The organism is Thalassotalea sp. G2M2-11 (genome assembly GCF_017168195.1).
GTDB lineage: Bacteria > Pseudomonadota > Gammaproteobacteria > Enterobacterales > Alteromonadaceae > Thalassotalea_E.
The window spans coordinates 797,829-821,263 of record NZ_JADNYL010000002.1 but is presented as its reverse complement, the minus strand read 5'-3'; the positions used below and the strand labels follow the sequence as shown (position 1 = coordinate 821,263).

28 protein-coding genes, 1 tRNA gene and 1 riboswitch are annotated in these 23,435 nt (G+C 39.8%); of the genes, 11 read left to right on the top strand and 18 right to left on the bottom strand.

Going from position 1 to position 23,435, the window contains the following annotated elements:
* The 7 genes from modA to moaA all read right to left on the bottom strand — a co-directional run bounded on the left by modA (position 1) and on the right by moaA (position 4,127).
* Positions 1 to 801 carry a molybdate ABC transporter substrate-binding protein gene (gene modA, locus IV514_RS09605; protein WP_206484899.1) on the bottom strand — a complete coding sequence of 267 codons (801 nt, stop codon included), beginning with the start codon at positions 799 to 801 and terminating at the stop codon, positions 1 to 3.
* A 3-nt stretch (positions 802 to 804) separates the two neighbouring features.
* Positions 805 to 1,266, bottom strand: a complete 462-nt coding sequence (gene moaE, locus IV514_RS09600; protein ID WP_206484898.1) for a molybdopterin synthase catalytic subunit MoaE — start codon at positions 1,264 to 1,266, stop codon at positions 805 to 807.
* A gap of 1 nt (position 1,267) precedes the next feature.
* Positions 1,268 to 1,516 (bottom strand): molybdopterin converting factor subunit 1, encoded by a 249-nt coding sequence (moaD, locus tag IV514_RS09595; RefSeq protein ID WP_206484896.1) that lies wholly within the window; start codon positions 1,514 to 1,516, stop codon positions 1,268 to 1,270.
* Positions 1,517 to 1,526: 10 nt separating this feature from the next.
* The gene (gene moaC, locus IV514_RS09590; protein WP_206484894.1) at positions 1,527 to 2,024 is read right to left on the bottom strand and encodes a cyclic pyranopterin monophosphate synthase MoaC; all 498 of its coding nucleotides are present in this window, start codon (positions 2,022 to 2,024) and stop codon (positions 1,527 to 1,529) included.
* On the bottom strand, positions 2,024 to 2,569 hold the full coding sequence (gene moaB / locus IV514_RS09585) for a molybdenum cofactor biosynthesis protein B (protein ID WP_206484892.1): 546 nt from the start codon (positions 2,567 to 2,569) through the stop codon (positions 2,024 to 2,026). Before moaB ends, moaC begins: the two co-directional genes overlap by 1 nt.
* Entirely contained in the window at positions 2,562 to 3,152 is a 591-nt protein-coding gene (locus IV514_RS09580) for a molybdenum cofactor guanylyltransferase (RefSeq protein WP_241242268.1), read from the bottom strand. Before IV514_RS09580 ends, moaB begins: the two co-directional genes overlap by 8 nt.
* A gap of 6 nt (positions 3,153 to 3,158) precedes the next feature.
* Positions 3,159 to 4,127: a GTP 3',8-cyclase MoaA gene (moaA, locus tag IV514_RS09575; RefSeq protein ID WP_206484888.1), complete on the bottom strand. Its 969-nt coding sequence runs from the start codon at positions 4,125 to 4,127 to the stop codon at positions 3,159 to 3,161.
* Positions 4,114 to 4,268, bottom strand: a riboswitch (molybdenum cofactor riboswitch). (Overlaps the previous gene by 14 nt.)
* 399 nt (positions 4,269 to 4,667) lie before the next feature.
* Between moaA and moeA the strand changes: the two genes are divergently transcribed.
* The 3 genes from moeA to IV514_RS09560 are packed head-to-tail and all read left to right on the top strand — an operon-like array spanning position 4,668 to position 6,953.
* A complete protein-coding gene (moeA, locus tag IV514_RS09570) occupies positions 4,668 to 5,903 on the top strand; it encodes a molybdopterin molybdotransferase MoeA (RefSeq protein ID WP_206484886.1) in 1,236 nt (411 codons plus the stop codon).
* A 4-nt stretch (positions 5,904 to 5,907) separates the two neighbouring features.
* Positions 5,908 to 6,636 (top strand): alpha/beta hydrolase, encoded by a 729-nt coding sequence (locus tag IV514_RS09565; protein ID WP_206484884.1) that lies wholly within the window; start codon positions 5,908 to 5,910, stop codon positions 6,634 to 6,636.
* Between the two features lie 44 nt (positions 6,637 to 6,680).
* Complete coding sequence (locus IV514_RS09560; protein ID WP_206484883.1) at positions 6,681 to 6,953, top strand: hypothetical protein; 273 nt, start codon at positions 6,681 to 6,683, stop codon at positions 6,951 to 6,953.
* A 154-nt stretch (positions 6,954 to 7,107) separates the two neighbouring features.
* Here IV514_RS09560 and IV514_RS09555 read toward each other — a convergent pair whose 3' ends face one another.
* From IV514_RS09555 to tkt, 6 genes are all read right to left on the bottom strand, one after another.
* Positions 7,108 to 7,881 carry a DUF481 domain-containing protein gene (locus IV514_RS09555; RefSeq protein ID WP_206484881.1) on the bottom strand — a complete coding sequence of 258 codons (774 nt, stop codon included), beginning with the start codon at positions 7,879 to 7,881 and terminating at the stop codon, positions 7,108 to 7,110.
* On the bottom strand, positions 7,871 to 8,701 hold the full coding sequence (locus tag IV514_RS09550) for a mechanosensitive ion channel domain-containing protein (protein ID WP_206484879.1): 831 nt from the start codon (positions 8,699 to 8,701) through the stop codon (positions 7,871 to 7,873). The genes IV514_RS09555 and IV514_RS09550 overlap by 11 nt, the downstream gene beginning before the upstream one ends.
* 185 nt (positions 8,702 to 8,886) lie before the next feature.
* Complete coding sequence (gene fba / locus IV514_RS09545) at positions 8,887 to 9,951, bottom strand: class II fructose-bisphosphate aldolase (protein WP_206484873.1); 1,065 nt, start codon at positions 9,949 to 9,951, stop codon at positions 8,887 to 8,889.
* A 386-nt stretch (positions 9,952 to 10,337) separates the two neighbouring features.
* Entirely contained in the window at positions 10,338 to 11,519 is a 1,182-nt protein-coding gene (locus IV514_RS09540; RefSeq protein WP_206484870.1) for a phosphoglycerate kinase, read from the bottom strand.
* A gap of 58 nt (positions 11,520 to 11,577) precedes the next feature.
* Positions 11,578 to 12,591 (bottom strand): erythrose-4-phosphate dehydrogenase, encoded by a 1,014-nt coding sequence (gene epd / locus IV514_RS09535; protein WP_206484868.1) that lies wholly within the window; start codon positions 12,589 to 12,591, stop codon positions 11,578 to 11,580.
* Between the two features lie 62 nt (positions 12,592 to 12,653).
* Positions 12,654 to 14,639, bottom strand: coding sequence for a transketolase (gene tkt / locus IV514_RS09530; RefSeq protein WP_206484866.1), 1,986 nt, complete (start codon positions 14,637 to 14,639; stop codon positions 12,654 to 12,656).
* Between the two features lie 228 nt (positions 14,640 to 14,867).
* On the opposite strand from tkt, the gene IV514_RS17620 reads away from it, so the two are divergent.
* Both IV514_RS17620 and IV514_RS09525 read left to right on the top strand, forming a co-directional pair.
* Positions 14,868 to 15,002: a hypothetical protein gene (locus IV514_RS17620; protein WP_277601498.1), complete on the top strand. Its 135-nt coding sequence runs from the start codon at positions 14,868 to 14,870 to the stop codon at positions 15,000 to 15,002.
* 209 nt (positions 15,003 to 15,211) lie between these two features.
* The gene (locus IV514_RS09525) at positions 15,212 to 15,967 is read left to right on the top strand and encodes a hypothetical protein (protein WP_206484864.1); all 756 of its coding nucleotides are present in this window, start codon (positions 15,212 to 15,214) and stop codon (positions 15,965 to 15,967) included.
* Between the two features lie 109 nt (positions 15,968 to 16,076).
* Here the strand turns inward: IV514_RS09525 and IV514_RS09520 are convergent.
* Together IV514_RS09520 and IV514_RS09515 are read right to left on the bottom strand one after the other, a co-directional pair.
* A tRNA-Arg gene (locus IV514_RS09520) sits at positions 16,077 to 16,152 on the bottom strand.
* A 56-nt stretch (positions 16,153 to 16,208) separates the two neighbouring features.
* Entirely contained in the window at positions 16,209 to 17,372 is a 1,164-nt protein-coding gene (locus tag IV514_RS09515; protein WP_206484862.1) for a flagella assembly protein FlgT, read from the bottom strand.
* A gap of 222 nt (positions 17,373 to 17,594) precedes the next feature.
* Here IV514_RS09515 and IV514_RS09510 point away from each other — a divergent pair, with 222 nt between their 5' ends.
* Together IV514_RS09510 and IV514_RS09505 are read left to right on the top strand one after the other, a co-directional pair.
* Positions 17,595 to 18,239 carry a FlgO family outer membrane protein gene (locus IV514_RS09510; RefSeq protein ID WP_206484860.1) on the top strand — a complete coding sequence of 215 codons (645 nt, stop codon included), beginning with the start codon at positions 17,595 to 17,597 and terminating at the stop codon, positions 18,237 to 18,239.
* Between the two features lie 9 nt (positions 18,240 to 18,248).
* Positions 18,249 to 18,716 carry an LPP20 family lipoprotein gene (locus tag IV514_RS09505; protein WP_241242267.1) on the top strand — a complete coding sequence of 156 codons (468 nt, stop codon included), beginning with the start codon at positions 18,249 to 18,251 and terminating at the stop codon, positions 18,714 to 18,716.
* A gap of 308 nt (positions 18,717 to 19,024) precedes the next feature.
* Here IV514_RS09505 and flgN read toward each other — a convergent pair whose 3' ends face one another.
* The 3 genes from flgN to flgA form a co-directional block, all read right to left on the bottom strand.
* Positions 19,025 to 19,456 (bottom strand): flagellar export chaperone FlgN, encoded by a 432-nt coding sequence (flgN, locus tag IV514_RS09500; RefSeq protein ID WP_206484858.1) that lies wholly within the window; start codon positions 19,454 to 19,456, stop codon positions 19,025 to 19,027.
* A gap of 28 nt (positions 19,457 to 19,484) precedes the next feature.
* Entirely contained in the window at positions 19,485 to 19,799 is a 315-nt protein-coding gene (flgM, locus tag IV514_RS09495; RefSeq protein ID WP_241242266.1) for a flagellar biosynthesis anti-sigma factor FlgM, read from the bottom strand.
* A 75-nt stretch (positions 19,800 to 19,874) separates the two neighbouring features.
* Complete coding sequence (gene flgA, locus IV514_RS09490; protein ID WP_206484856.1) at positions 19,875 to 20,567, bottom strand: flagellar basal body P-ring formation chaperone FlgA; 693 nt, start codon at positions 20,565 to 20,567, stop codon at positions 19,875 to 19,877.
* 175 nt (positions 20,568 to 20,742) lie between these two features.
* On the opposite strand from flgA, the gene IV514_RS09485 reads away from it, so the two are divergent.
* From IV514_RS09485 to flgC, 4 genes are all read left to right on the top strand, one after another.
* Complete coding sequence (locus IV514_RS09485) at positions 20,743 to 21,675, top strand: chemotaxis protein (RefSeq protein ID WP_206484854.1); 933 nt, start codon at positions 20,743 to 20,745, stop codon at positions 21,673 to 21,675.
* A 34-nt stretch (positions 21,676 to 21,709) separates the two neighbouring features.
* Positions 21,710 to 22,543, top strand: coding sequence for a protein-glutamate O-methyltransferase CheR (locus tag IV514_RS09480; protein ID WP_206484852.1), 834 nt, complete (start codon positions 21,710 to 21,712; stop codon positions 22,541 to 22,543).
* Between the two features lie 63 nt (positions 22,544 to 22,606).
* A complete protein-coding gene (gene flgB / locus IV514_RS09475) occupies positions 22,607 to 23,008 on the top strand; it encodes a flagellar basal body rod protein FlgB (RefSeq protein ID WP_206484851.1) in 402 nt (133 codons plus the stop codon).
* Positions 23,008 to 23,427 carry a flagellar basal body rod protein FlgC gene (gene flgC / locus IV514_RS09470; RefSeq protein ID WP_206484849.1) on the top strand — a complete coding sequence of 140 codons (420 nt, stop codon included), beginning with the start codon at positions 23,008 to 23,010 and terminating at the stop codon, positions 23,425 to 23,427. The genes flgB and flgC overlap by 1 nt, the downstream gene beginning before the upstream one ends.
* Positions 23,428 to 23,435: the final 8 nt, after the last annotated feature.

Below are 23,435 nucleotides of genomic sequence, written 5' to 3'. Positions count from 1 at the left end.
TTAATTTATCATCCGTCTTGTTGCTTGTTGAGTGGAGGAAACTGCTTGGTAGCCCTGCGCTTGCAATTGTGCTTGTGTGTGATCCGATAATAGAAAATCTCTTAACTTTTTTGCCTGAGCTTGCTGGCTTGAATGGGATAAAATGACTAATTGCTGGGTGATGGCTTGATAATGCGTTGTTGGGATCAGCATGCCAGTTAAATTATTTTGCTTTAGCTGACTGTGGGCGACGATGCCAATTGGCACAGCGCCCGTTCTTAGTTGTTGAAATGTCTGGTTAATATTAATGCCGGTCACTAGTTTGTTTGCTGGTATTGGCCAAAGCTTTAACGAGGTTAACGCTTGTTTCGCGGCTTTGCCATAAGGGGCTATTGTCGGGTTAGCAATGGCGAAGCGCTGCTCTTTTAGGGTTAGCTGTTGGATTACCTTCTCAATGCTTGGCGGTGCACTTGCGTCATGCCATTTAGCAGACCAAAAGGCTAATTCGCCAATCGTATAGGTGCTAACCTGTTTTGCATCGGCTAAACCCAGTTCGACTAGTTTATTTGGTCGAATACTATCGGCGGCTAAGAAAATATCAAATGGGGCACCATGGACAATTTGTTGAAATAAATTGCCAGTAGAGCCAGTAATGACTTGCGTATGAATGCCTGTGTTTTGATGAAATGTCGGCAATAAGGCTTTCAGCGGCTCAGCAAAATTTGCCGATACCGCGATACGTAATACCTTGTTATTTGGCGTTGCCAAGCTGGTAAAAGACAGCAGTAGTATTAATATAATAAAGGCGTGTCTTATATACATAAGTTATTGCCACTGTTTGGCTTTATCTTGATCGCTGCTACGGGCATCAAGCCATTTTTCACCATTATCACTCAGCTCTTTTTTCCAAAACGGCGCATTCACTTTTAAAAAGTCCATAATAAATTCATTGGCAGCAAATGCATCGTGGCGATGTGGGCTGGTGACCCCAACAAAGACAATCTGTTCCCCGACCGATAATTGCCCGACACGATGGATGACAGTGACTCGGTTGATCTGCCATTTGCTTTTGGCTTGTTCGATGATCTTGCTTAACGATTTTTCTGTCATTCCTGGGTAATGTTCAAGAAACAAGCCTTGAATATTTTCACCAAGATTACGGTTTCTCACCCGACCACAAAATGTCACTACGGCACCATCGCTATGATTGCTTTGTTCTAGTAGAGCGACTTCTTCTGCCTGCGAAAAGTCTTCAGTTTGTACCGAAATTTTAATGTCTGTCTGCATATTATCCACCCGTCACTGGTGGGAAAAATGCTACTTCATCACCTGACTTTACTGGGTGATTAGCGGGTACCATCTCATTATTAACTGCCGATAATAATGCGTTATTGTGTATGTGTGCTTGCCAATCGGGCTGTTGCATTATCAGGTGTTGTTTGACTTGCTCAACCGTTGATATGTTATCACTTTCAATTGATAGTTCACTGCAAGCTAACTTTTCTCGTAATGCGGCAAAGAAAACTACTTTAATCATCACATACTCCCTAGGCTTTTGCTTGCCATGAGCCAGATTTACCACCTTCTTTGGTTAATACTTTGATACCAAAGATTTCCATCGCTGGATCGGCTGCCTTACACATATCAAATAGCGTTAAACAAGCGACCGATACCGCTGTTAATGCTTCCATTTCAACGCCAGTTTGTCCTGTCAGCCGACATAAACTTGTCACTTTCACTTGGCTTAACTTTTCATCTATTACAAAGTTTACTTGTACTTTACTTAGCATCAACGGGTGGCAGAGTGGGATCAAATCGCTACATTTTTTTGCTGCTTGAATACCGGCAATTCTGGCAACGGCAAAAACATCCCCCTTTTTATTTTCGCCTTGGTTGATAAGAGCCAAGGTTTGTGGCGTCATTTTTATAAAACCTTGTGCCGTTGCGGTACGTGAAGTGAGGGATTTTTCTGTGACATCCACCATATTCGCTTCACCTTGCTGATTAACATGGCTTAACGCGACTTGTGTTTCATTGTTATTCATTAGCCGCGACTCTCACATGCTTGACTATTTGCCGTGCTTAAATGGGGTACAAAGTTACAAGGGCGATGGCTAGCATCTAATTGTTCTTTGATCAGCTTATCCCAAGCCGTGCGACATGCGTTAGTTGAACCGGGTACACATAGAATTACTGTTTGGTTAGCAATGCCGCCAAAGGCGCGAGATTGTATGGTTGAAGTGCCGATCTCATCTAATGATATGGCGCGAAAAATTTCGCCAAAGCCTTCAACATTTTTATCGAACAACGGCAATAACGCCTCTGGTGTATTATCACGTAAGGTAAATCCTGTTCCACCAGTACTGATAACTGCTTGAATATTTTCGTCGGCAATCCATTTTGAAACAATGGCCCTTAATTGATAAATATCATCTTTTACGATGGCTTTTTCCGCTAGCTGGTGACCCGCGCTAACCACACGTTCAGCTAGCAGTTGACCTGAAGTATCATTACTTTCATCGCGAGTATCTGAAACGGTAAGGACGGCAATATTTAACGGAATAAATGTGCTGGAACCATGACTAGACATGAGTACTCCTATGATTTGAAAATTGTTGTTGTGCTTGTTGCCACTGTTCGGGCGTATTGGTATTAAACAAGCATTGATTATTTTTGGGCGTTAATGCTTTACTAGGAAGTTGTTGCAGTAAGGTACGAATTGAAGGTCCTTTGGTTTGCTCTGCCGATTGTATTTTGGTAAATGTCCGTTCAAAGAACTGCTTCACAAAAGCGTTAACTGGTAAATAAAGTGGCAAATAGTGATTGTTAAAATAGCTTGGTTGCTGCGAAAGCTCACCAGCAAGCTTTAACTGTGTTAACGATTCAACATTCATCAGTGGTAAGTCAACTGGCAGTATTAATAATGCTTTCGGCTGATATTGTTGAATAATGGTATAAATGCCGCCCATCGGACCAAGCTGGTCAAAGGTATCGGCAATACCATGGGTTTTGCCACTGACGACAACCTGATCAACTTTGGTTTGTGCTAACAGATTTTGGCTAAATGCCAGCATGTTGGCTTGGTTATGTGGTAGTAGTGCTTTATCTTGCCCCATACGAGAAGAACGGCCACCCGCAAGCACAACCCCTAAACATTGTAATGGTTTTGTCATCAAATATTACCCACCTAGCATGGCTAAATTTTTTGTTGCACCCGTTAAATTTTCTTGCAGGAAATGAGTGGCTTTTTTATCTTGCATCATGGCAGCAATACGAGCTTTTAATGGCTCTACATCGTCATGTTGTAAATAGCTTTTTAAATCTAGCCCTTGCTCAGTAAACAAGCATAAATGTAATTTACCAAGAGCACTGATACGTAAGCGATTACAAGTGGAACAAAAGTCTTTGCTGTATGGCATGATCAGGCCAATTTTTCCCTGATAGTCAGGGTGATAAAATTCTTGAGCTGGGCCAGAAGCTCTTTCTTTGATGACAGGCAGCCAACCATCTAACATCAGGTTTTGTTTAATACGTGAGCCTTGTATATGTTGAGCATCAAAAAACTCTTGGTTATCGCCCGTTTGCATCAACTCAATAAAGCGCAACGTCACAGGTGTATCTTTAAGCCAATCTAAATAGCTTTGAATGTCATAGCCATTATATTCGCGCATTAACACAGTGTTCACTTTCACTTGAATACCGCTGGCTAATGCCATATCAACCCCTTTGAGAATATGTGTTAATTTATCGTGTCCGGTAATGGCGTGAAATTGACGCGGATCTAAGCTGTCAATACTGACATTGATAGCGTCAATCCCAGCATCGAGCCAATTATCAATATGCTCAGGTAATTTATAGCCGTTGGTGGTAATAGCGACTTTTTTAATATTAGGGGTTTGCTTACACCTTGCTATTATTTCAGGCAAGTCTTTACGCAAGGAAGGTTCACCGCCGGTGATGCGTATCTTTTCTGTGCCCATTTGCGCAAAGGCTTTCGTAATGCGAGTGATCTCTGGCAACGAAAGAAAGTTGCGATCATTGTCACATTGATAACCATCGGGCAGGCAATAGTTGCAACGAAAGTTGCACACATCAGTAATTGAAAGGCGTAAGTAATAAAACTTACGACCAAAGTTGTCTGTTAACATTCCACCTTTCCAAATGTCGGGAGGCAAATTTGTTTCCAAATTAACCCTGGCGATTAACGAATTTAATCACGGCTAATAACACATACTGATTTAACTTGGTTAAATTAGGTTAGCGCGAGAAGCTCGGCGAATTTATACCAAATTGACTAATGATTTAGTCAACTCAGAGCTATGTTTGCAGTGTGAGAACAAATAAAATTTGCACAGATGTAGTTATTCTACATCAAGTAAATTTTCTGCAGTTATCGCGCTGCTAACAAGCTCCCAAAGGGCGAGTTTAAAAGGCTTATATGCTGCGTTACTGATCTTACTAAGGGAATAACCATTAGCTGCAATCAAAACCTTTTAATTTTCGCTGAGTGAGCAAATCATTAATCAAATTGGTATTCGCTATTACTATAGCAAATATTGATAATAAAATAATAATATTATTACGAGTTTCTAAATTTGATATATATCAATTTATTACAAGACAGAGGATAGTTATCTGTATAGAGATCACAGATAATGGTGGTATTGAAAATTTGTTGGATATTAAAAATGGTTGATTGTTGTTCGGCTCCTGGATTATTACCTTTTGATCAGGCAATGGAAAAAATGTTATCGGCGATAAAGCCGATCAGTGAAACAGAAACCGTGCCATTAACACAGGCATTGGGTCGAGTGCTGTCGCAGGCGATCACTAGCCCAGTGAATGTGCCGCCTAATGATAATTCAGCGATGGACGGCTATGCCTTTAGCTACCAAAGTTTACAGCACAATCAGTCATTAACTATGGTGGGCCGTTCAATGGCTGGCCAGCCATTTCAAGGGCAATGTGAGCTAGGGCAATGTGTCAGGATCATGACAGGGGCTAAAATGCCTGAAGATTGTGACACCGTGGAAATGCAGGAAAATTGTCAAGTTGATGGTGATATCGTGCAATTTTTAGCACAACGAAAGCAAGCAGATAATGTGCGCAGCATGGGGGAAGACATTGCTAAAGGGCAAACCGTCTTTTCTGCCGGTAGAGTATTAACAAGTATTGATGTTGGTGTCTTAGCATCGCTTGGTATTGATACAGTCAAAGTGTATCGTCAATTAAAAGTGGCATTATTATCGACAGGGGACGAATTGAAACAGCCTGGTCAGCCATTGTCAGAGGGTGATATTTATGAAAGTAACAGTCATTTTTTGCAGGCAATGCTTGATAAACTGGGTGTTGAAGTGATTGATTTTGGCATTATTGAAGATGATGAACAGGCGATACAAAATGCTTTTATGCTTGCTGATAAACAAGCGGATGTGGTGATTTCCTCTGGTGGCGTGTCAGTCGGTGATGCGGATTATACTAAGAAAGTCTTGTGTGAATTAGGCGATATTAATTTTTGGAAAATAGCGATGAAACCAGGCAAACCGTTCGCTTTTGGTTCATTACCTAATTCATACTTTTTTGGTTTGCCAGGCAATCCGGTATCAGCGTTAGTGACTGCACATCAATTAGCGCTTCCAGCATTATTGAACATGCAACAAGTCGCTTATCAACAGCCAGTGTTGATCAAAGCTAAAACTGAATCCGCATTAAAAAAATCACCGGGCAGGATGGATTTTCAACGTGGTATTGCATATAACAATGCTCAAGGGGAATTGGTGGTGAAATCAACAGGGAGTCAGGGCTCAGGTATTTTAACTAGTATGGCCGCTGCGAATTGCTACATAGTGTTAGCACAAGAACAAGGACGTGTTGAGCAGGGAGAGTACGTTGATATTCAGTTTTTTGATAAGTACTTACAGTAGTTAGATGAAGCAACACCTTTACTTTCTTCCTGGCACCATGTGTGATCAACGGCTTTGGTCACCTTTGGTGTCTGAACTACAAAAACAGGATGATTTGCCATTCGATTATCACTTTCTAACTATAGCTGAGTTATCGACAATTGATAAGATAGTCAATGACATTAACCGTCAAATTCATCATCACAATATCATCTTAGTAGGGTTTTCCTTAGGTGGGTATTTAGCGAGTGCTGTTGCGGTAAAGTATCCACAGTTAGTTAAAAAGCTCATTGTGTTATCAAATCTTCCGTGCTCGTTACCAACAAAAGAGCAAGAAGAGCGAGCACGAACACTCGCTTGGGTTAAGCAAAGAGGTTACCGAGGGGTCCCTCGTCAACGTATTTTGCATCTATTGGATACAAGTGCTTATCAGCGTAAAGATATTATTGAGTTGATCACCGCAATGGATAAATCACTTGGTGAAAAGGTGTTAGTGCAACAGCTATCAGCTACTACTAAGCGAGAAAGCTTAATGTCACAATTACAAGCAGTCGCTTGCCCTAAATATTTTGCCGTGGGTGAGAATGATAACTTAGTCGATGTCACTAAATTGCAAGTGGCAATGAATGCTGATGAGCAGATGCATTTACAAGTCTTTACTCAAACTGGCCATATGTTGCCGCTAGAGCAAACAGAGGATTTGGCTGCTTGGTTAGTTACAGTTTGCCGTGATGATCATCTTGGCATGGCTTGAACACATGCAAATGATGTGTTTATTGAGTTGTTGAGAAGTTAAGCATGACGAGAAAACCTGATTGTAAAAGTGCAATGGGCGATTTAATTGCTCAAGTAAGAAATGATTTCCCCTTTAATGAACCGGATGCCAATATTTGCGGAATTTCGTGTGTCGGTTGCCCGAAAAAATTACTTGAGCTAGTCGATACTGAGCTCTGTGATTGGGAAGCTAAACTTGCCGCTAATGTGACGCCAAAACTGGGAGAAATTTCTCGCTTGGCAAAGCTGTGTAAAAATGTCAGGCGTGGTTTAGTGCGAAATGGGTTAGTGCAATAATATCGACAATAGCGGTGACTTGTTTAGCTTGAACCTTAGCATAAGATTTTGTTCAAGTTTTCATGTCATCATTTTTATCGAATGTAAATAAATAAAAAATGCCAGTCAGCTTTTCACTGACTGGCATTTTTCGTTAGCATATAAATGTATCTAATTAGAAGCTATAGACTAGGGTTAACGCTGTTTGTGTATCGGTGCGTTCAGTACCAGGCTCTACTTCGGTGTTATGATCGATGATAAAGGCGAATTTTAATGCCAAGGTTTCGATCAACTTCGTTGTGATAGAAGATTCAGCTTTATATTTGCTGTTTTCACCACTTTTAGGGGCGTATTTAGCCGTTAATGTTTGCTTGAAATGAACGTGTTCATTAATTTTTCTAAGGTATAACGCTTGTGCTTGAATAATAAACGAACTTTTCGTTTCACTTGGCACTGTCTCGGTGGCCTTAGTTACATCACGCTTATAACCCGGACCGATATCGGCAAATAAGGATGCTTTCTCATTTTTAAACCATTCACGACCCCAACCTGCCGAAATTGAACTTTGGTTTTCAAAACCACTAAAGCGGTTATCTTCATAAGATAGTGCGCCATAGACATAGTTCTTACCTTTTTCGCCTAAGGTGTAGTTAGTTTTTGATTCAAATGTCCACTTTTGATCGCTAGTGTCAAAGTGCTCTTTGCCATTTTCATCGATTTTTTCGGTTTTCTTTACCAATAAATCTAACGCGATACTACTGCGCCAAGCTTCTTGTTCATATTTAAAATCGAAGCCTGTTTTGATATCCGCACTTTTGGTATTACCTGTTTTATATAACATACCTAATTCTGCCGATGCAGTAATAGGGGATTGTTCAGCTTTGCTGTCTTCAGCTGCGCTGATAAACGGTAAACAACATAGGCTAGCGAGGAGTAGTTTATGATTCATTTGTATTCTCTTGATTAACATGTACAGATAATTGTGGATAAGGTATTTCAATACCCGCCTTGTCTAATTCGACTTTAATGGTTTCAAGTAAGTCGAAATGTACAGGCCAGTAGTTTTCGGTTTTCACCCAAGGACGAACAACTAAATTAACGGAATTGTCAGCTAACTCACTAACACCGATAGTGATGTCTTGATCTTTTAACACTAATTCATGGTTATTAACAACGCTTGTTAATACCTCTTTTGTTTTGGCTAAATCGGCGTCATAACTGACACCAATAATGAGATCAATGCGACGGGTTGGCTTTCTCGAATAGTTCGTAATAGTGCCGCTTGTGATTGCCCCGTTTGGAATGATGACTGTTTTATTATCACCCGTGCGTAATTGGGTCGAGAAAATATGGACTTCTTCAACAATACCGGCATTACCAGCAACTTCGACAAAATCACCTGATTTAAATGGCTTGAATGAAATTAATAGTATGCCTGAAGCAAAATTAGACAATGAGCCTTGCAAAGCGAGGCCAATGGCTAAACCTGCAGCACCAACAATAGCGACTAGCGATGAAGTGTTAAAACCTAAATGAGAGATTGCTACGATAAATACAACGAGCAATAACAAGCCATAAGCTAGGCTGCCCACGAAAGAAATGACGGTTTGATCAACGCCTTTATGCGAGAGTATTTTTTGGATACCTTTACTGAGCATTTTGGCGAGTAATTTACCGACAAATAGAATGACGATTGCGACAATAAATTTGATCAAAAACTCTTGAATTAATGCTTGGTTATCTTGAAACCATTGCGTTATTGCTTCCATGGTATTCTCCTTTTGTTATTTTGCACAGAATTATAAACAATTGATCTAGGCTAACCAATAATAAATTGAAATATGGTAAGAATTATTTGCAGAATAAGGTATATATTAAGTTTTTTCATGCCTTAATAGATAAAATGCCATCAATTGTTAGTTGATGGCATTGGTAATTAAAGGGAGAGAGCAGATTATTTAACTACAGCGTTTAACTCACCTTGGCTGTATTTTTCAAACATTTTTTCTAATGAAATAGGTTTGATTTTTTCTGCGTTACCTGCCGTGCCAAACGCTTCATAACGGGCAATGCAAATATCTGTCATTGCTTTAGTGGTTTCACTGAGGAATTTTCGTGGATCAAATTCACTCGGGTTATGGGCTAAAAAACGACGAGTTGCGCCAGTTGAGGCTAAACGTAAATCGGTGTCAATATTGACTTTTCTGACACCGTTTTTGATACCTTCTTGGATTTGCTCAACCGGTACCCCGTAAGTTTCAGGAATTTCACCACCGTATTCATTAATGATGGCTAACCACTCTTGCGGTACTGAAGATGAGCCGTGCATGACAAGGTGGGTATTGGGGATACGTTGATGAATTGCTTTGATACGGTCAATTGCTAGAATATCGCCTGTTGGTGGACGAGTAAATTTATATGCACCATGAGATGTACCACAGGCAATTGCTAAAGCATCGACTTGAGTTTTATTGACAAAGTCAGCCGCTTCTTCTGGATCAGTTAACATTTGCTCTAGGGTTAATTTTCCTTCAGCACCTATACCGTCTTCTTCACCGGCTTCACCTGTTTCTAAAGAGCCTAAACAGCCTAATTCGCCTTCTACTGAAACACCACAAGCATGAGCCATTTCAACAGTGCGACGAGTGACATCGACATTGTATTCATAACTTGAAGGGGTCTTACCATCTTCCATGAGTGAACCGTCCATCATCACAGAAGAAAAACCTAACTGTATTGAACGCTGGCATACACTTGGAGAGGTACCGTGATCTTGGTGCATAACCACAGGAATATGAGGAAACTCTTCAATTGCGGCAAGAATTAGGTGGCGTAAAAATGGTGCACCAGCATACTTTCTCGCACCTGCAGAGCCTTGTAAAATAACCGGGCTGTTAGTTTTGTCTGCGGCAATCATGATTGCTCTAACTTGCTCTAAGTTGTTCACGTTAAATGCTGGAATGCCGTATCCATTTTCTGCTGCATGATCTAACATTTGGCGCATTGAAACTAAAGCCATGAAATAACTCCTAAAAAATATCGCTTAAATGGGTTGTGCTAACAATTGATTTTTAACAGATAAGTTTCATAGTGAAAGTTAACTGCTTTCATTTCGTAATTGTATCAGAAAAAAATACTGCTGTGCACTGGTTAAAAAATGCCTGTTGACAGGTATTAGCTCTAAGGGAAGGTGAAATTTCGTTTTTGATTAACAATTACTAAAATATTAGTAGGAAATCGAAAGTTTCTGATGAAATTAAGACAATATTTATGTAATTTTACTACGAAAATATCAGTAAAGAATATGAAGAAATTTTTTGATATTGCGAGAGGCGATTTATTTTTGACGAGTTATTCAGCCTGCAACTTATTATTTGCAGGCTGAATGATCATAACGATTGTATCTTATCCTTGTTGCGCACGCTGTTCTAAGATTTCAACGGCTGGCAATTTTTTGCCTTCTAAAAACTCTAAGAAAGCACCACCGCCGGTAGAGATATAAGAGACTTTATCGGCAATATCGTATTTGTCGACAGCGGCTAATGTATCACCACCACCGGCAATGGAGAATGCGCTGCTATTAGCAATCGCGTGAGCAATAGTTTCTGTACCTTTGCCAAATTGGTCAAATTCAAAAACCCCCACAGGGCCATTCCAAACAATGGTGCCCGCTTTAGCAATAATATCAGCTAATACTTGTGCTGAATCTGGACCGATATCAAAAATCATATCTTGCGCGTCAACTTCACTGACTGCTTTTAAATTTGCAGGCGTTGATGCTGAAAATTCTGTGCCAGTCACTACGTCAGTTGGGACAGGAATTGAGCCATTATTAGCTATTGCTTGTGCAGTCAATCGCTTGGCTTCATCGATTAAATCCGCTTCATATAATGACTTACCCACATTGTGCCCTTGTGCGGCAATAAAGGTATTAGCGATACCGCCACCAACAACAAGCTGGTCAACGATACCAGCAAGTGATTCTAATACGGTCAGTTTTGTTGATACTTTTGAACCACCGACAATTGCCACCATTGGGCGAGCAGGATTATCTAATGCTTTACCAAGTGCTTCTAATTCACCGGCTAATAGAGGCCCTGCACAGGCGGTAGGAGCAAATTTGGCAACGCCATGGGTACTGGCCTGTGCGCGATGTGCCGTGCCAAATGCATCCATAACAAAGACATCGCATAGTGCTGCTAGTTTTTTTGCTAATGTATCATCGTTTTTCTTTTCACCGACATTAAAACGTACATTTTCAAAAATAACTAACTCGCCCGCATTTACCTCGATACCTTCTAAGTAATCTGAAGCTAATGTTACAGGAGCTGATAAAGCGTCTGAGAGGTAATCAACAACCGGTTGTAATGAAAACTCTGGGTTAAATTCACCTTCGGTTGGGCGACCTAAATGTGACATTACCATTACTTTTGCACCAGCATCTAACGCATGTTTTATGGTAGGTAACGCGGCTTTAAGTCGTGCGTCAGAAGTGACTTTTCCTTCACTGACGGGTACGTTTAAATCTTCACGGATAAGTACTCGCTGTCCGTTAAGGTCTAAGTCGGTCATTTTGATCACTGACATGGGTAATTCCTGTTATTTAATATTAAATGGTTAAAGTAAAAATCATCTGTCATTCGTTTTAAAGGTATTTTGCTATTACTTTGGAGGTATCAAGCATACGATTGGCAAAGCCCCATTCGTTATCACACCAAACAAGCATTTTAATCAAGCGTTTGTGACTCACCCGCGTTTGATTGCCGTCGACAATCGCTGAGTGCGGGTCATGGTTAAAATCAATCGAGACTAACGGTTCTTCGGTATACCCTAAAATGCCTTGTAGGCCGTTGTTTTGTGCGGCTTTGATTGCTTGATTAATTTCCGCAATACAAACATCACTTGATACGGTTAAGCTTAAATCCATCGCGGTGACATTCACTGTGGGTACACGAACTGCAATGGCTTCAAAACGCCCAGCAAATTTCGGCAGAATACGTTCAATACCTGCGGCTAATTTAGTATCAACAGGGATAATTGATTGGCTTGCTGCTCGGGTACGACGTAAATCAGGATGGTAGGCATCAATCACTTGCTGATCATGCATTGATGAATGAATAGTGGTGATTGTGCCGCTTTCCACTCCGAAAGCATCGTCAATGACTTTGATCACTGGAACAATACAATTGGTGGTACATGAGCCGTTACTGATCACGCGATCATCTGAGGTTAAGCTATCATCATTAATCCCAAAAATAATGGTGGTATCAACGTTTGGATCGGCAGGGTGTGAAAATAATACTTTTTTGGCCCCTTGGCTAATATATTGTTCACCTTCTTGCTTAGTGGCAAACTTACCTGTGCAATCCAGAACGATATCGACCTGTTCGTCATGCCAGTCAATCTGCTCAATATGTTGATGATGAGACAGCTTGATATCATCACCAGCAACATTGAGAATGTTATCGGTTAAATTTACCGCGAAGGCAAAGCGGCCATGATTACTGTCATATTTGAGTAAATGTGCGATACCAGCAGGTTCTGCAATTTCATTGATGGCAACAAGTTTGAAATCTTGACGATGGTTGTTTTCATAGAGCGCACGGGCAACATTTCGACCAATACGGCCAAACCCATTGATAGCGATATTTACAGACATAATGACTTATATTTCATGAATGGAAACGCCACGACAAGCTTGATGTTGTCGTGGCGATTTGATTAAGCTAAGTTGTTAACTGTGCTAACCACGTTATCAACGGTAAAGCCAAAGTGTTCCATTAGTACGCCACCTGGTGCTGATTCACCAAATGTTGTCATGCCGACAACGGCACCGTTGAAACCGACATATTTATACCAGAAATCGGTATGTGCAGCTTCAATAGCGACGCGCTTAGTTACGCTACTTGGTAGTACTGATTCCTTGTATTGTGCATCTTGCGCATCAAAAATATTGGTTGAAGGCATAGAGACAACACGCACGTGTGTACCAAGTGTATCGGCTGCAGCAAGTGCTAGTGCGACTTCTGAACCTGTAGCGATAAGGATCACTTCTGGTGTACCTTCACTGTCACGTAAAATATAACCACCTTTAGCGATATCAGTTACTTGCTGTTCCGTACGTGCTTGTGCTGGTAATCCTTGACGAGAAAATACCAAGGATGTTGGCGCATTTTGACGCTGTACAGCATTTTTCCATGCTACCGCAGATTCTGTGGCATCAGCCGGGCGCCAAGTAACCATGTTCGGGGTAGTACGTAAGTTTGTTAATTGTTCGATTGGTTGGTGTGTTGGACCATCTTCACCTTGGCCAATTGAATCATGGGTGTAAACAAAAATATTTTGAATGCCCATCAAGGCCGACATACGTACCGCATTACGGGCATATTCCATAAACATCATAAAGGTGGCACCGTAGTTAATAAAACCACCGTGTAATGAAATACCATTCATAATGCCTGACATACCAAACTCACGGACACCGTAGAAAATGTAGTTACCAGCAGCATCTGTTTCAATACCTTTCGAGCCTGACCATAATGTTAAGTTTGAGCCGGCTAAATCGGCAGAGCCACCTAATAATTCAGGTAAAATGTTACCAAAGGCTTCAATGGTATTTTGTGAAGCTTTACGTGAAGCGATATTTTCTGCTTTTGCTTGGCACTCTTGAATATATGCGTTGGCTTTTGCTTCAAAGTCTGCTGGTAAGTCACCTTTGATCACACGGCGTTCATATTCTGCTGCTAGTTCTGGGTGGGCGGCTTGATACGCAGCAAACTTCTCATGCCAAGAAGATTGTGACGTTTGCCCTTTTTCTTTTTGATCCCACTGAGCATAAATTTCATTAGGGATTTCAAAAGGTGCATGCGACCAATTTAAAAATTCACGTGCCGCGTTAATTTCATCGTCTCCTAACGGGGCACCGTGGCAATTATGGGTACCTTGTTTGTTAGGTGAGCCAAAACCTATTACTGTTTTACAGCAAATCATGGTTGGTTTATCAGTGACTGCTTGCGCTTCTTTGATAGCTTTTGCAACAGCATCGGCATCATGACCATCAACATCGGCAATAACATGCCACCCATATGAGGCAAAGCGTTTTGGTGTATCGTCAGTGAACCATCCCTCAACTTCACCATCGATAGAAATGCCATTGTCATCCCAAAAGGCGATTAATTTGCCTAAGCCTAAAGTGCCTGCTAATGAGCATGCTTCATGGGAAATACCTTCCATCAAACAACCATCACCTAAGAAACAATAGGTAAAATGGTTAACAATATCGTGACCTGGGCGGTTAAATTGTGCAGCTAAGGTTTTTTCAGCAATCGCCATACCCACAGCATTTGAGACACCTGCGCCTAGTGGGCCGGTTGTTGTTTCCACACCAGGGGTGTAACCATATTCTGGGTGACCTGGCGTTTTTGAGTGTAATTGTCGAAAGTTCTGTAGTTCCGACATCGGTAAATCATAACCAGTTAAATGCAATAACGAATAAATGAGCATTGAACCATGGCCGTTTGACAAAATGAAACGGTCGCGATCAACCCAGTTAGGATCACTTGGGTTATGTTTTAGAAAATCACGCCATAGGACTTCGGCGATATCTGCCATCCCCATGGGGGCACCTGGGTGACCTGATTTTGCTTTTTGAACAGCATCCATGCTTAATACACGGATTGCATTGGCGAGTTCTTGACGCGACGGCATAATTGCTCCAACTGTTTTAAAAATTGAGGGTGTAAAAAGTGACGCTATTTTCGCCTAGACAGGGGTATCTCTGCAAATGATATTATGCGATTTGTTATATTTTTTAAAAAAATAACAGTGCTGTAAGTAATTTTTCAGATAAATCATTGAAATATTGATGTTTATCGTATAAGTTTTGTAGCGTAGTAAAGTTTGACCATAATAATAATACCTAAGTAGGACATTAGAATGAATAAATCGTCTTCAAAAGGGATCAAACTGACAACCGTAATATTTGCCGTATTTGTATTAGCATTGTCAGCGATATTGAGTAACACCTCAGTAGCTGAGAACATGGAAGTAAAGACAGAACAAGCCAATTAATTTTAGTTGGCTATAAAAATTAACCTCGCATAAGCGAGGTTTTTTTATGGGAAAAAAGCTGATTGCTTGCTTCATGAGTATTGATTTACTAGCGTTAAATGGTAATAACGTTTTTCTCTACTATACTGGCTCTGTTGATAATCAATATTATTGAAGTCTTCTTTAGCCACTTGGCTTAAAGCTGTAATAGTATAATGGAAGGTACTATTATGAAAAAAATATCTATTTTAGTAGCAACGCTACTGTTCACTTTTTCAGTATTAGCAGAACAAACTAAATCATATACTCAATGGGATACATTTAGATTCACGATAAATAATACAGATGCTAAAAAACTCACCAACAATATGCGAGAGCATATTAAAAAATATCATGTCAAAGCTCCATTAAAAACCAAAATCTTTAATATTACTTATGGTCCCAGTGCTAACGAACTCCTGTGGGTGATGGGGCCTGTGACATTCTCAGAGTTAGATGCACGACCTGATAATAAAAAGCACGATCAAGATTGGGCTGATAACATTAACCCTTATATTAGCTCTTATCAGCAAAGTGAAATATGGCGTAATATTGAAGGCTTAGAGATCAATAATTTAGGTGAAAAAGCGCCTTCTCCAGAAAAATTTGTTTCTCGGTATTTAACGGTGAATAAAGATCAAGATCAGGAAGTTGTGAAGTACTTGCTAACTCAGGTTAAAGAGACACTTGATAAAATAGGCAAAGTCAAATATTGGGCGGTAATGGAAAACAAATTTATCCAAGGTAACACTAATGGACGCCATCTGATGGCGCTGTCTTCTTTTGAGTCTTGGACTGAGTTTGATGATGATTGGGAATTTAGTAAACATTTTGAAAAAATATACGGTAAAGGTAGTTTTAAAGCATTTCGTGCCAATTACGCTCGAGTATTTAAAAACCAGTGGCATGAAATTATTGCCGTGAATAAAGAAATGAGTGGCTTGTAATTAGCCATGTTTGTAGCCCAAAGGGCAGTAAAATTGGGCTACTGTTCAAGATGTTGACTATAGGTATGCTTGATTAGTTTTTAGGAGCAATAGAAACACAATGATAGTATGGCGTCCCCACCAGGACTCGAACCTGGAGCAGCGGCTTAGGAGGCCGCAGTTTTATCCAGTTAAACTATGAGGACAGCAGTTAAGGCGATAGATTTTATCAAATTTTTTAATGCTGTAAAGTTTCGTATTGTTAATACCTAACTGCGACATCATCTAACTGAATATTTCCTAAGGCATTGTTTTCAGTGGTCACTGCCAGAGCGTTGTAAGCAGAAACATCCGTGACTTTAACTGTGTAAGGGCTGACATTAAATCCTGCGTATAATTTACCGTCACTGCTAGTAAAGTTTTTCAAGTGTAATAATGAGAATTCATCACCAACTTTAACACCATGATTACTGCCAATGTTAATCCGTACCTGATTACTTGCCACTTGGATGATTTTGGCGCGAGTTGGTTGACACATCATGTTGTCGTCAATGTCGGTGACAATATCGGTTAACGTGTGCTTGATAGTTTGACCATATTCACTTTGCCAAAAGGCTTTGGAATATACGTCAACTTGGGCACGTTTGGTGAATGTCCAGGGCGCTTCGTTATAGTAGTTTTTGCTAAACACTAATTCTCCATTAGCGCCATTATAAATATATACCGCAAAATTAAAGTAACGGTTAAATTCATCTTCTTGCCAAAAAGACCAGCTATTGTTTTCGGTATCGGCAAATGAAATATCTTCTATTTCTGAAAACATCACATATTGACTATCGGTTAAATCAGCTAATGTCATTGCAATTCGTTTGATTTCTTCAACTTGTATGCTGTTGTTATAACGAGAAAAAGCGGAGTTGTTTTTTAATGCAAGCTTGGTCTCTAAATACATTCCTTGCTGGCGAATAGCATGAGATAGTTTTTTGACAAGGGTATTATCGAGTTGATATATCCCGCCGATGTTGGCTTGCTCTCTATTTTTGATATGACTTTTTGTGATCAACAGGGACTTTCGGTAATCGGCAGAAAAACATTGACGTTCTTGCGGCAAAATATTGGCACGAATGGTAACCGTAATACTATTGTCTTGATGTAATTCATCAATAAGCTCAAATGAACGGACTGTACCACTTGCACGAATGTTAATTTCATCCTGTGTTAATAAACCATTGATGACTTGTTGAACACTGGAGACAGATGCCCCCGCGACCAATAATGCTTTTTTTAAGGCATTTTCCACCGCTTTAGATTTAGCTGCTTTAGCATTATCTTTACTGATGTATGCCTGACCTTGTGCCTGATACCACTGCGCATGAGCAGATGACCAATACAGTAATGTTAATAAAGTTAAAGCGATAATACGCATAGTTAATCCTATAAAAAAACTTGGCATGTTCTAAGCTATAAGCATGAAGCATCTGATGCCGAGTTGTTTGATTGGTTCAGATACGCCAAGAGTATACAAATATTATTGATTGTTACTGTTTAATGTTAAGCATTTTTTATGCCTAAATCGAATGTTTGTAGAGTTGGCTTAAAATATGCTTGGTTTTTGCTATTAAATTTGGATGTAATTGAGGAGCACTCAATGAAAAAGTGGTTGCTATTAACATTACCCTTGTTGGTTTCATGTAGCATGATGTCTGATGGGGATGATTTCTACCGTGTTGTTCAACAAGAGCAAGGTGAAATAGATGCGTTTGAACTACCTAAACACGCAATCAATGATGTGGTAAAAGGGCTTGCATATCAAATGCTTGAAAGTAGTACTTTTGTCACCCCAAAAACACCGATAGCGGTTGCTTCGTTTGTTGACTTAAAAGATTTAGAGTCAACTAATTGGTTGGGTAATCAATTATCGGAAAGCTTTATCCATGAATTACAACGTCATGGTTTGATTATTGTCGATTTTAAAACCACAGGACATATTCGCGTTACCAAAGACGGTGATTATGTGTTCACTCGTGACTGGAAAGAATTACCAGAACGCCAGATTATTGACTATGTGGTAACTGGTACCATGATGAAACAAGACGGTGGTATTTTGGTCAACGCGCGTATGATAGGTATGCAATCACGTGTTGTAGTTGCTACGGCCCAATCATTTATTCCTAATTGGATCGTGGGTGAAGAGCTAAATCGTATGGAAAATGTCAGAATGAAAGACGGCATGATCATCAGAGAAGCTGAAATGCTTAGCGATGAAGCAAGGGCGGTTGAGATTCATCAATAGGGGGATGTTATGAAAAAAATGTTATTAGTAGCCTCTATGCTTGGAGTTTCATCACTTTTACTTGGCGGTTGTAGCACTATTTATGATAAACATGTGCAATGGCAACGCGTGAAACCAGATTCGTTTCCGGTGATCAAGGCGGTGGGTCAAGCACCCATTAGTTTACAAAAGTCTGACAATGAAACACAGCGTATGCTAATGGCGATTAAAGCTTCTAAATTGGCGGCTTATGCCGAATTAGCAGAGCAAGTGTATGGGCAGCAGATTAACGACTCAACTACGATGTCAAATCTATTGATAAATGATCAAGAGCTAACGACATCAGTCAATGGACTTATCCGTGGGGCTAAAGTGTTGAAAAGCTACCCTGTTGGTGACACTTATACAACCGAGTTACTGTTGGACTTTAAACAAGTGTATGACCTTTATCTCGCCTCTTCCAATCAGAGAGAAATTAAAAACGTTCAGTATTTTTAATTTTTTCAATCACAAAGTAGTTAAAAAACCGGCTTTATAGCCGGTTTTATGTATAGGAAATACGGTACAACGAAATTGCAGGAGCATAATTTCGTGTGTGTATAGGAAATACGGTATATCGAAATTGCAGGAGTATTTTCTCATCTTTATATGTTAGTAATAACATGCATTTCAGCTAAGCCGATTGCTTATATTAATTAACGCATTGCAATGAAGTTAAATGCTTTATTGATAAGTTGAGCTTTATTGATAAGTTGAGCTTGATTAGAAAATGTGAGCAATGGTTGAAGGTTTTCTAGTTTAACAGGTTAGGCCTTTATGCCTAAGCTACTTAACCCACCACTGGTTTTTCCTTTACTGTCATAGGTCATTGATGACTTATTATGATTTTGTAAAAGGGTTGTTTTCATGCGTTCAACGGCTAATTCAGAATGTTGGATAATTTGACCATTGACGAGATTTTTTTCTTTGCAACTAAGCAGCACTTTTTCAATTTCTGCCAGAATATCAGCATAGACCCCTTGTGCTTTATCTTGTTTAAATTGCACACTTTGTTCAAACTGTTGATCCAATGATTGAATATCAATCAAAAGTTGATTTTTCAGCTCTGAGATTTCAGTAAGCTTAGCTGGATCTTGCTGTTGGAGGATCGCCTTTTCACTATCAATAATAGATTCAAGCTGTTGTAATTGCTCAAGCTGTTTTTGAAGTTGTGGCAAATGGCCGGAATCTGTTGACACTAATTATTATCCTTAAACTTATTAATGCTTAGCCAAGTTTAAACTCAAAGTTAGCTATGCTTGCTGCTAATTTTTCAGGGTTTACTTTATATTCGCCAGACATAATAGCACTTTTCAGTTGTTCAACTTTCTTCTGGTTAACTGCCGAACCTTCATTGGCCTTTTTCTGAAGTTCACCAAGTTGCTTCGCTTGTGGTGTAATTGAAACCGAATCTTTACTTGCAACTTTTGATTGTTCAGCCGAGACAGAGTTTTGCGTCGCTTGTTGCTTCACCTGAGTTTGTTGTTCGACTTTTTGCTTAACTTGAGTGTTATTACTCAAGTTATTGATATTCATAGCCATAATGTGATCCTATTGGCAATTAGTACGACTTTTATGTCTTTGTATCGGCAAAAGTTTTCAATACTTTAACATTATTTATAAATTAATTGCTACCTGATTGATAGATTGCACTTGGGCGGTGATTGTTTTTCCAGAACGGGTATTTCTAACTTTTACTTGTTCACCAAATGTCGCATTTTTTAAAGCAACTCCAGATGTTTTTATGTGAAAATTATCAGATTGAGCAACAATGGTGACAACTTCACCTTTACATACAACGCAAATTACTTTTTTAGTAACGGCTCGACCAGGCATCAATGTTCGTTTACTTCGAGCACCTTTAATTTGGTCAATATCATTGAGGATTTCTCCACGAATACGGTAGAGGTTACGCCATTCAATAGCGAGATTTTGTTCGTTTAGAGTGCTGCCTTTAGCAATTTTTGTCTTCGCAACTAAAACGGGTATGGTTGTTTCAACTTGTACCGGTATAAACAATTGCCAGGGTGTTGAACTTTCACAGGAAATTTTCACATTTAGATTTCTACTGGAGTAGTTTTGGGGTATATTTGCACTTAAAGGAACTGAACATGGTTTAATATTGATTCTAGGGTCTATGGCTGCAGGAGTGACAACAATTTTACCATGACGTGGTTGTTCGGTATGTTCTTCCACATAAGTTTTCGCTAGCTTTGTAATGTATTCGGCATCATATGTCGTAGCTACACAGTCCAAAGTCGCTAACATGGTCAAAAGTGAAAAACTTATAAATATCTTTAATTTGCTCATAAATTTTGTAATCTAGTACTAGGGAAATTGAAATACTCGTCTATGCTTAATTTACAGAGCGAGAAAATAGATTAAATCCGTCAAAATACAGGCGAATCTAATCATATCAATGTACAATCAAGAATTGTGCCTAATAGTGCGGTATCCTGTTAGGGCATTCTACAACGAGGTTAATATGGCTGGAGTTTTAGATTCGGTAAATCAACGTACGCAGTTGGTGGGTCAAAATAGACTAGAGCTTTTAATGTTCAAGTTAGTTGGGTCACAAAGATTCGGCATTAACGTGTTTAAAGTACGAGAAGTAATGCCTTGTCCTCGTTTAACATTATTACCTAAACAAGATAAGTTTATTAAAGGGGTTGCTCATATTCGAGGGCAGACCATTTCAGTTATAGATCTAAGTAAAGCGACCGGTGGGCCAGAAATTAAGCCGGATGAGAATTCTTTTGTTATTATTGCTGAATATAATCGCAGTGTGCAAGGTTTCTTGGTCTCTGGGGTTGAGCGTATTGTGACCTTAAGCTGGCAAGATATTTTACCCCCACCAGAAGGCGCTGGGAAATCAAGTTATTTGACGGCAGTAACCGAAATAGATAACGAAATGGTATCTATCTTGGATGTTGAAAAAATTCTTAACGAAATTAGCCCGATATCTACAGAGCTGAGTGATGAGGTTAAAGATGAAACTGTCGGTCAAAGTCTTGGTGAGCGGGTGATCATGATTGCCGATGATTCAACTGTGGCGCGCAACCAAGTGAAACGAGCCCTTGAGCCACTCGGCCTGAAAATGGTGTTAGCGAAAAATGGCCAAGATGCGCTTAACCAGTTGAATGAAATGGTTCAAGGCTGTGATTCTATTGATGAAAAGGTCGCACTGTTGATATCAGATATTGAAATGCCAGAAATGGATGGTTATACCTTAACGGCAGAGATCAAAAGTAATGAGCAATTACGTAAAATGCCGGTCATTTTACACACGTCTTTAAGTGGTGTCTTTAATAATGCCATGGTTGAAAAAGTAGGCGCGGAAGATTTTATTCCAAAATTTCATCCTGATGAATTAGCGACTGCAGTGAAAAAATGGTTAAAAGTTGAAGAACTGTCTTGATTTGGTTAGTCAGTATTAAAGTGGAAAATATATAGTGCCAGCGCGTCAACTTGATGACAAAAGTTATCATTTATTCAGAGAGTTTCTAGAGCAGCAATGTGGAATAGTGCTAGGTGAAAGTAAACAATACCTAGTAAAAAGCCGCTTAGCGCCACTGATGGCAAAATTTAATGTAGAAACCCTAGGTGAGTTAGTAACTCGTACATTAAGCCCGATGGAAAGGCAGTTACGCTCGGCGGTTATTGATGCGATGACAACTAATGAAACATTATGGTTTCGTGATGAATATCCGTTCGAATTATTAAAAAAACGTTTGTTGCCTGAGTTCAAAGGTCAGCGTACACCAGTAAAGATATGGTCTGCCGCAAGCTCTTCTGGTCAGGAACCTTATTCTATTGGGATGTCCGCGATGGAATATCAGCAGTCGAATCCGGGCAGCTTACCTGGTAATGTTCAAATTATTGGCACTGATATTTCTCATACTATGTTAGAGCACTGTAAATATGCTCATTATGATACATTATCTTTATCTCGAGGCTTATCAGCTGAGCGAAAACGTTTGTTTTTTGAGCCAGGTGAAAATGGCATGTCAAAGATCAAAGAACCGGTCAAAAAGTTAGTGAGTTTTCGTCACTTAAACCTGTTAGGTAGCTATAGTTTAATGGGGCGTTTTGATATTGTATTTTGTCGTAACGTCTTGATTTACTTCTCTCCTGAGATAAAAAAACAAATATTGTCACAAATCTATGGGGTATTAAATCCCGGCGGTTACCTATTTCTAGGTGCCTCAGAGTCATTATCTGGACTCAACCAAAAATTCGAAATGATCCGTTGTAATCCCGGTATCGTTTATCAAAAAAACGTTTAGCACATCTTTTTATTATTGGCATAAAAATTGAATGGTTACTTCCATAGAATTGGAGGTAGCCTCATGGCCATTAGTTTCGATAAAGCATTCGGTATTCTCCCGCAAAGTTTACAGATACGCGCACAGAACGCAGAAGTGATCTCTGCAAATATCGCAAATGCAGACACGCCTGGGTATAAAGCGAAGGGCATGGATTTTAAGGCAGCGCTTGCCCAAGCGGCAAGTAAACAGCAAGCCGGCATGACCCGAACGCATGAAAAACACTTGGATGTGCGTACCGAAATGAACAATAGTGTTGATTTTCGCATTCCAAATCAACCAGATACAGGTGATGGTAATACAGTTGATGTACAAATGGAACGAAACTTGTATCTAGAAAACTCACTACACTATCAAGCAAGTATTCGGTTTCTTGACAGTAAAATTAAAGGGCTGAGAAAAGCTATCACTGGAGGTAAAGGATAATGAGCTTATTTAACGTTTTTGATATATCGGCGACGGGCATGAGTGCTCAGTCAGTACGATTAAATACAACGGCGAGTAACATTGCAAATGCTGACAGTGTAAGTAGCAGTGTTGATCAAACATATCGTGCTCGGCATCCAGTTTTTGCCGCAGAGATGCAAAAAGCTGCCGCTGGGCAAGAAGAGTCTGTTGGTGTCAAAGTGTTAGGTGTTGTGGAAAGCGAGGCACCATTGAATGTGGAATATGCGCCTCAGCATCCTATGGCAGATAGCAATGGCTATATTTATAAACCGAATGTCAATGTGATTGAAGAGATGACCAATATGATTTCGGCATCACGATCGTATCAAACTAACATTCAATTAGCCGAGTCAGCAAAAAACATGCTGAATAAAACCTTAATGTTAGGTCGTAGTTAGTAGCTAGG

Bases quoted from the DNA above. Each gene is read 5' to 3' on its own strand.
- modA (WP_206484899.1), bottom strand. From the start codon at position 801: ATGTATATAAGACACGCCTTTATTATATTAATACTACTGCTGTCTTTT.
- moaE (WP_206484898.1), bottom strand. From the start codon at position 1,266: ATGCAGACAGACATTAAAATTTCGGTACAAACTGAAGACTTTTCGCAG.
- moaD (WP_206484896.1), bottom strand. From the start codon at position 1,516: ATGATTAAAGTAGTTTTCTTTGCCGCATTACGAGAAAAGTTAGCTTGC.
- moaC (WP_206484894.1), bottom strand. From the start codon at position 2,024: ATGAATAACAATGAAACACAAGTCGCGTTAAGCCATGTTAATCAGCAA.
- moaB (WP_206484892.1), bottom strand. From the start codon at position 2,569: ATGTCTAGTCATGGTTCCAGCACATTTATTCCGTTAAATATTGCCGTC.
- IV514_RS09580 (WP_241242268.1), bottom strand. From the start codon at position 3,152: ATGACAAAACCATTACAATGTTTAGGGGTTGTGCTTGCGGGTGGCCGT.
- moaA (WP_206484888.1), bottom strand. From the start codon at position 4,127: ATGTTAACAGACAACTTTGGTCGTAAGTTTTATTACTTACGCCTTTCA.
- moeA (WP_206484886.1), top strand. From the start codon at position 4,668: ATGGTTGATTGTTGTTCGGCTCCTGGATTATTACCTTTTGATCAGGCA.
- IV514_RS09565 (WP_206484884.1), top strand. From the start codon at position 5,908: ATGAAGCAACACCTTTACTTTCTTCCTGGCACCATGTGTGATCAACGG.
- IV514_RS09560 (WP_206484883.1), top strand. From the start codon at position 6,681: ATGACGAGAAAACCTGATTGTAAAAGTGCAATGGGCGATTTAATTGCT.
- IV514_RS09555 (WP_206484881.1), bottom strand. From the start codon at position 7,881: ATGAATCATAAACTACTCCTCGCTAGCCTATGTTGTTTACCGTTTATC.
- IV514_RS09550 (WP_206484879.1), bottom strand. From the start codon at position 8,701: ATGGAAGCAATAACGCAATGGTTTCAAGATAACCAAGCATTAATTCAA.
- fba (WP_206484873.1), bottom strand. From the start codon at position 9,951: ATGGCTTTAGTTTCAATGCGCCAAATGTTAGATCATGCAGCAGAAAAT.
- IV514_RS09540 (WP_206484870.1), bottom strand. From the start codon at position 11,519: ATGTCAGTGATCAAAATGACCGACTTAGACCTTAACGGACAGCGAGTA.
- epd (WP_206484868.1), bottom strand. From the start codon at position 12,591: ATGTCTGTAAATATCGCTATCAATGGGTTTGGCCGTATTGGTCGAAAT.
- tkt (WP_206484866.1), bottom strand. From the start codon at position 14,639: ATGCCGTCGCGTCAAGAACTCGCCAATGCAATCCGTGTATTAAGCATG.
- IV514_RS17620 (WP_277601498.1), top strand. From the start codon at position 14,868: ATGAATAAATCGTCTTCAAAAGGGATCAAACTGACAACCGTAATATTT.
- IV514_RS09525 (WP_206484864.1), top strand. From the start codon at position 15,212: ATGAAAAAAATATCTATTTTAGTAGCAACGCTACTGTTCACTTTTTCA.
- IV514_RS09515 (WP_206484862.1), bottom strand. From the start codon at position 17,372: ATGCGTATTATCGCTTTAACTTTATTAACATTACTGTATTGGTCATCT.
- IV514_RS09510 (WP_206484860.1), top strand. From the start codon at position 17,595: ATGAAAAAGTGGTTGCTATTAACATTACCCTTGTTGGTTTCATGTAGC.
- IV514_RS09505 (WP_241242267.1), top strand. From the start codon at position 18,249: ATGAAAAAAATGTTATTAGTAGCCTCTATGCTTGGAGTTTCATCACTT.
- flgM (WP_241242266.1), bottom strand. From the start codon at position 19,799: ATGGCTATGAATATCAATAACTTGAGTAATAACACTCAAGTTAAGCAA.
- flgA (WP_206484856.1), bottom strand. From the start codon at position 20,567: ATGAGCAAATTAAAGATATTTATAAGTTTTTCACTTTTGACCATGTTA.
- IV514_RS09485 (WP_206484854.1), top strand. From the start codon at position 20,743: ATGGCTGGAGTTTTAGATTCGGTAAATCAACGTACGCAGTTGGTGGGT.
- flgB (WP_206484851.1), top strand. From the start codon at position 22,607: ATGGCCATTAGTTTCGATAAAGCATTCGGTATTCTCCCGCAAAGTTTA.
- flgC (WP_206484849.1), top strand. From the start codon at position 23,008: ATGAGCTTATTTAACGTTTTTGATATATCGGCGACGGGCATGAGTGCT.